The organism is Dactylosporangium sp. NPDC049742 (genome assembly GCF_040674675.1).
Taxonomy (GTDB): Bacteria; Actinomycetota; Actinomycetes; order Mycobacteriales; family Micromonosporaceae; genus Dactylosporangium; species Dactylosporangium maewongense.
Genome location: NZ_JBFANF010000147.1, coordinates 1 through 5909, shown reverse-complemented (window position 1 = coordinate 5909; position 5909 = coordinate 1). Strand labels below are relative to the sequence as shown.

At 69.4% G+C, this 5909-nt stretch carries 6 protein-coding genes; 2 read left to right on the top strand and 4 right to left on the bottom strand.

The window, feature by feature from the left end; all coding sequences use genetic code 11:
* Positions 1–754 precede the first annotated feature (754 nt).
* Together AB0J72_RS58760 and AB0J72_RS58755 are read right to left on the bottom strand one after the other, a co-directional pair.
* A complete protein-coding gene (locus tag AB0J72_RS58760) occupies positions 755–1192 on the bottom strand; it encodes a hypothetical protein (RefSeq protein WP_363417972.1) in 438 nt (145 codons plus the stop codon).
* Between the two features lie 79 nt (positions 1193–1271).
* Positions 1272–1637 carry a hypothetical protein gene (locus AB0J72_RS58755; protein WP_363417970.1) on the bottom strand — a complete coding sequence of 122 codons (366 nt, stop codon included), beginning with the start codon at positions 1635–1637 and terminating at the stop codon, positions 1272–1274.
* 296 nt (positions 1638–1933) lie between these two features.
* On the opposite strand from AB0J72_RS58755, the gene AB0J72_RS58750 reads away from it, so the two are divergent.
* The gene (locus tag AB0J72_RS58750) at positions 1934–2131 is read left to right on the top strand and encodes a hypothetical protein (RefSeq protein WP_363417967.1); all 198 of its coding nucleotides are present in this window, start codon (positions 1934–1936) and stop codon (positions 2129–2131) included.
* A 40-nt stretch (positions 2132–2171) separates the two neighbouring features.
* Here the strand turns inward: AB0J72_RS58750 and AB0J72_RS58745 are convergent, their stop codons facing one another.
* The gene (locus AB0J72_RS58745; protein ID WP_363417964.1) at positions 2172–3245 is read right to left on the bottom strand and encodes a LacI family DNA-binding transcriptional regulator; all 1074 of its coding nucleotides are present in this window, start codon (positions 3243–3245) and stop codon (positions 2172–2174) included.
* Positions 3242–4528 (bottom strand): ROK family transcriptional regulator, encoded by a 1287-nt coding sequence (locus AB0J72_RS58740; RefSeq protein WP_363417961.1) that lies wholly within the window; start codon positions 4526–4528, stop codon positions 3242–3244. Before AB0J72_RS58740 ends, AB0J72_RS58745 begins: the two co-directional genes overlap by 4 nt.
* Before the next feature lie 436 nt (positions 4529–4964).
* Here AB0J72_RS58740 and AB0J72_RS58735 point away from each other — a divergent pair.
* The coding region (locus AB0J72_RS58735) for a non-reducing end alpha-L-arabinofuranosidase family hydrolase (protein WP_363417958.1) at positions 4965–5909 on the top strand (945 nt) is incomplete at its 3' end.

Below are 5909 nucleotides of genomic sequence, written 5' to 3'. Positions count from 1 at the left end.
GGCCCAGCACGGGGCGGTGCGCGTCGTGGTCCGCGCTCGCCTCCACGGGCGCGCGGGCCGGCGCCCCCGCGCTGACCCGCACCCCCCCCCCACGCCGGCATGGTCTCACCAGCACGCGGAAGCGTCGGCGGCAGGTTCGTCCGGGGCGGCACGTGGCCGTTGAACAGGCGGATGTCACCCACCGTCTCGCGGCAGCCCCTGGTTCACCGCCGACGAACTGTACGGGCAGAACCCGGGGCTGCGTGGCTGGCTGGAGGAGCAGGGCATCGCCTACGTGATGGCGACCCGCTGCGACGATGAGGTGGCCTCAGCGTTGCTACGACTGCCGCACATGCGCGAAGAGGACCGCGGAGACCCGGCCAGGGCGGAGGCGCTCACGCTCCAGGCCGCCGAACACGGCCACCTCCGGGCTGTCGCCGACCTTGGTCTCTTCCGCGAGCTGTCCGGGAACCTGTCCGGAGCCGAGACGCTGTACCTCCAGGCGGTCCGCCGAAGGCTACACCGTCGACCTCGACAACGTCATCCGCATTCGGCTCTGCACAGCAGACCTCGCGGCCGGCATCGTCGCCGAGTTTGTACGAGCACGCAGCCGGCCAGGGCGACGCCGGTGCCGCACTCTTCCTGGCCCGGCTGACCCTCGCCACCGACCGTGTCCGCGCGCGGAGGCGGAACTCCCACCGGCCTCACCAAGTGAGCCGTTCCGTTGGCGTGGATGGTGTCCCGCCGCCATCTGTGTCTGCCGGCGGGACCATTGCTATTGATGCCGGTGGGAGCGTGGGGCGAGTAGGTGATGGCCGTAGTCGGTTTGCTGGAAGGCCCAGCAGATGTCGGCGACGGTGATGTTGATGTAAGTTCCGGTGCTGCCGGGGAGTTGGTGGCCGGCGAACGCGGCGGCGAGGGCATAGCTGCCGGTGCAATGCTCGACGCGGGTGATGGTGGTGTGCCGGAACCAGTGAGTGGTGACGCCGAGCGTGGCGAACCAGTCGAGTCGGCGGCCGATGCGGGTCCAGAGTGCATCGAGGCGGCGCCGGGTCCAGGCGTACAGCGGGCAGGCGGCTTCGGCGAGCGCGTCGGTGACGATGGCGGAGATCGGCTGTTCGCGGAGTTTGGTGTGTTTCTCGTCGAGGATGACGGTCTGGCGGCTGTATGGACCGATTGCTGGGTGAGGTTGAGCAGGCCCTCGCGGCGGCACGCGGTTTCGAGAAGGAAGCGCAGCAGGAGCGTCTCGTTGTCGGTGACGACGTCGAAGATGTCGTTGAGTTGTTCGTTGGTCAGGGGTGCGCGTCGGGTGGGATGGCGGCGCGGTTTGATGATGACCGTGGCGGGGTTGCCGGTGATGATGTCGTTTGCATGGCGACGGTGAAGAGTTTGCGGACGGCGGCGATGGCGTGTTCTTTGGCGCTGCGTCCGTCGATGGAGGACTGCCGGCGTTGTGCGTTGGTCTGGATCCAGATGGCGAAGTCGCTGATGTGGGTGGCGCGGATGTTGGCGAGTTCGTCGTCGCCGTGGCGTTGGGCGAACAGCTCGAGGTAATGCCGGTACAGGGTGGCGGTGCCGACGGTGCAGGTGTTCAGGGTCAGCGGGATCCATCCGGCTACGGTGGTCGGCAGCGGCTGCGCCGGGGTCGTCCTATCCACGGGCGGCGGGTGGGACATGATCTGCGGGCCGGGTCAATGGTCACGACGATGGCGATGTCGTCGATCGGCAGGTCGAGCCGCAGGTTGAGTGTTATCTGGCTGGCGTGCTGCGACGTGTGCTCGGGGGCTGCCGGAGTTGCCGGGCGTGGATGAGGTGCACCAGGGGGACAGAAGCGGGTCATGGCAACCATTGCATGAGGTCATCCATGTGCAGGCTCGCTGTTTGCGCGCGACGTCACCCAGCCGGTGACTGATTGGGTACGACTGTCAGGCCACCGCGTTGCGGGAACTGCCGAGTGGCGATGTCGTGGCCGCGTGCGGAAGTCTTCGTCGCCTCCCTCGAGGATGTGCGTGCAGCATCGGCGACGCTTGATTTGTCGGTGGCACGGCAGGTGACCACACGGCTCTGGTCGACGGTGGTCGCCGCGCGGGTGTGGGAGCTGTTCGTGCACGGTCGGGCTGGGACGATCATCGACGCGGCGGCAGTGGAATGATTCCGGCGCACGCGGGCTGGCGAGCGTACCGGCGGAGTCGTCATCCGTGACCGCCGGCGCATTCCCCGCGGCACCTGAACGGGGCGGTACTGGCGCGGATCATGAGTGCCGGTGCGACGGTCGAGTCCGGTGTGGCGCGGGCGGGACCCCCGGGCACGTCGGCCTCGACGAGCCGTAGCAGCGCGGCGATGCAGCGCCGGCCGACCTCGTCGAAGTCCTGACGGATCGTGGTCAGGGGAGGGCACAGGAACTCCGCTTCCGGGATGTCGTCGAACCCGACGATACTCACGTCGTGCGGGACGCGGACGCCGCGCTCGTCGAACGCGCGCATGAGGCCGAGCGCCATCTGGTCGTTGCCGGCGAAGACCGCGGTGACGCAGGGATCGGCGGCGAGGCGCAGCCCGGCGCTGTACCCGCAGTGGGCGCTCCAGTCGCCGGTGATCGGCTCCGGCGCGACCAGGCCGGCGTCGCGCAGCGCCTCGCGCCAGCCCTGGATGCGGCCGTGCGATTCCAGCCGGTCGCCCGGACCGGACAGGTGCACGACGTGGCGGTGGCCGAGCGCCAGCAGGTGTTCGACCGCGATCCTGGCGCCCGTGACCTGGTCGACGGAGATGGACGGGACCCCGGTACCCGGCTCCATCTCGGCGACCACGGCGGCCATTCCATCGGGCAGGTTGCGCAGCGCCGCTGCGGCGGCGAGGTGAGGGGCGATGACGACGATCCCGGCCACCGCCTGCTGGATGAGCGTGCCGATCGCGGACCGCACGCCGGCGTCGTCGAGGCGTTCCAGCATGGCGATGCTGACCCCGTAGCCGGCGCTGCGGGCGGCGCGTTCGACACCGAGCAACGTGGATGCCGGGCCGTAGAGTCTGGTGTCGAAGCTGACCACCCCGACGATGCGCGACCTCCGCCCGGCGAGGCCGCGCGCCATGGCGTTCGGACGGTACCGCAGCTGCCGCACCGCTTGCAGGACCCGCTCGCGGGTCTTCGCGCTGACGTCGGGGGAGTCGTTGAGCACCCTGGAGACGGTCTGGTGCGAAACTCCCGCGAGCCGCGCGACGTCCTGGATGACGGCTGCCCGCGCGCTGGTCCTGCGTACCGGCTCCGGGGTCACCCGCCGGCCGCGGCGAGGACGGTCGTCGGATGTTCGATCATGCGGTCGAGCACGACGCCGGCCGCGCCGCGCGACGCCGCGGTGAAGCCCAGATGCGACGCGACGAAGTGGCAGCGGGCCACGGGGCTTGCGACGGCGAGCCGGGCCAGCCTGGCCTGCGCGGCGGGGATGAGGTGGTCGGCCAGCTCGGCGAAGTAGCCGCCGAGGACGATGACCCGCGGGTTGAACAGGTTGACCAGGATCGCGCCGCCGTGCCCGAGCCAGGTGCCGACCTCGGCGACGGCGTCGACCGCCGCGCGGTCGCCGGCCGCCAGTCGGCGCGCGACCTCCGCGACGCGCTCCTGCGGATCGCTGATGCGGTCCGTGTCGAGTTGCCGGTCGAGACGCCGGTCGAGGTCGTACGCGGCGTCCGGGGTGGCCCTGCGAACGAGCTCCGCCAGGCCGACCTTCGTCTCCCAGCAGCCGATCAGGCCGCATCCGCACCGCTGCCCGTCGGGCGCGACCGGCATGTGCCCGACCTCGCCGCAGAAGCCGTCCGCGCCGCGCAGGAGCCGGCCGTCGAGAATGACACCGCCGCCGACGCCGACCTCGCCGGTGAGGTAGACGAGGTTGTCGGTGCCGGCGGCGACGCCCCAGGTGTGCTCGGCGAGGGCGGCGAGGTTGGCGTCGTTGTCCACGCCGATCCACAGTCCGGGCGGTAGGCCGTGGCTGAGGCGGTCGACGATCGGCACGTCGTGCCAGCCGAGGTTGGGCGCCAGCACGACCACGCCTCGGGCGACGTCGATGAGGCCGGGCACGGCCACGGTGAGGCCGACCGGCGTGACGCCGCGCCGCCGTAGCTGTTCCAGCCCCTGCCGGGCCGCCTCGGTGATGTCGTCCAGGCACTGCTCGACGCCGCAGGCGACGTGGGGGAAGGCGGCCCGGTGCTCGAAGATGGTCCGGCCGGCCAGGTCGCTGCCGTGCACCGCCAGGTAGTCGACGTTGATCTCGATGCCGACCGCGCCGACGTCTGGGCTCAGCGCGATGCTGCGGCCGGGCCGCCCGGCGGCGCCGGAGTGATCCATGCCGATCTCCCGGACCAGCCGCAGGTCGAGGAGCTCCTCGATGAGGCTGGACACGGTGGTCTTGTGCAGTCCTGTCGCCGTGGCGATCACGGCGCGGGAGCGCGGGCCGTTGGTGCGGATGTGGCGCAGGATCCGGGTGAGATTGCCGCGGCGGACGGCGAGCTGGTCACGTGATCCCGTCGCGGACTCCGGGTATGTCGGTGCATCGTATTCGCGCATGCCGTCGTGGAATGTCACGGCAACCCAATCTGCGTGAAACGGCATGCCCCGTCAAGGGTGCTGTTGATGCGACCGTCGCGCCTGGTTCCGGATAACGAAAATTGCGCGGGCAGAAGTTGTTATCCGCGGCGGCCACCGGAGGTCGGCTTTCGAAGCCGCAGTTTTCATCCTGTGGTTCGTGTATGTAGGTGGCCTGAGCTGCGGAGATAAACCAATGAGCGAGTTTCGAAAATGGGATCTGTCAGGCAGAACTTGATTGTTCCGCATGCTTCTGGCAACCTCGCGAATCAGGATGTGAGCGCTCCCGCCGACGCCTCCTGTGTGCCGTGACCCCCTAAGTGCTTCTACGGAATTCCGCCCTTTCCGGAGCATTCTGTTAGCGCTAACACGGGACCCCGGGAAGGGTGGGCGGGCTCTTGACCTAAGGAGTAGCCCCATGCAACCCCAGACCCCGCCACCCCCGGCCGCCCGCCGACGACGCGGCTGGCGGATCGGCGCCACCGTCCTGCTGGCCACCGTGCTCGCCGCCGCCGGCGGCATCGTGCTCAACATGACCACCGCCGCGGCCGCCACCGTGGACACCAGCGCCTCGTACGTCCTGGTCAACCGCAACAGTGGCAAGGCGATCGACGTGTACAACTTCGCCACCAACGACGGCGCCCGGATCACCCAGTGGGCGCGCAGCGACGCTTCCAACCAGCAGTGGCAGTTCGTGGACTCCGGCGGCGGCTACTACCGGCTGAAGTCGAAGCTGTCCTCGAAGGTCCTGGACGTGTACAACTTCTCCACCGCTGACGGTGGCTCGATCGTGCAGTGGAGCGACCTGAACGGCACCAACCAGCAGTGGCGTCTCGCCGACTCCTCCGACGGCTACGTCCGGCTGATCAACCGTAACTCCGGTAAGGCCCTGGAGGTGCAGGGCGCCTCGACCGCGGACGGTGGCAACATCGTGCAGTACGCCGACTGGGGCGGCACCAACCAGCAGTGGCAGCTCGTCCGCGTCGGTAGCACCCCGCCGACCACGCCGGGCAACACGGGCGGTGGCTGCACGCTGCCGTCGTCCTACCGTTGGTCGTCGACGGGTTCCCTCGCCAACCCGAAGTCGGGGTGGGTGTCGCTGAAGGACTTCACCAACGTCGTCTACAACGGCCGGCACCTGGTGTACGCCACGACCCACGACACCGGCTCGACGTGGGGGTCGATGAACTTCGGCCTGTTCACGAACTGGTCGGACATGGGTTCGGCCAGCCAGAACGGCATGAACTTCGGTGCGGTCGCGCCGACGTTGTTCTACTTCGCGCCGAAGAACATCTGGGTGCTCACCTACCAGTGGGGCGGGGCGGCGTTCAACTACCGCACGTCCAGCGACCCGACCAACGCC

Coding starts and splice junctions, on each gene's coding strand:
- AB0J72_RS58740 (WP_363417961.1), bottom strand. CDS start 4,528: ATGCGCGAATACGATGCACCGACATACCCGGAGTCCGCGACGGGATCA.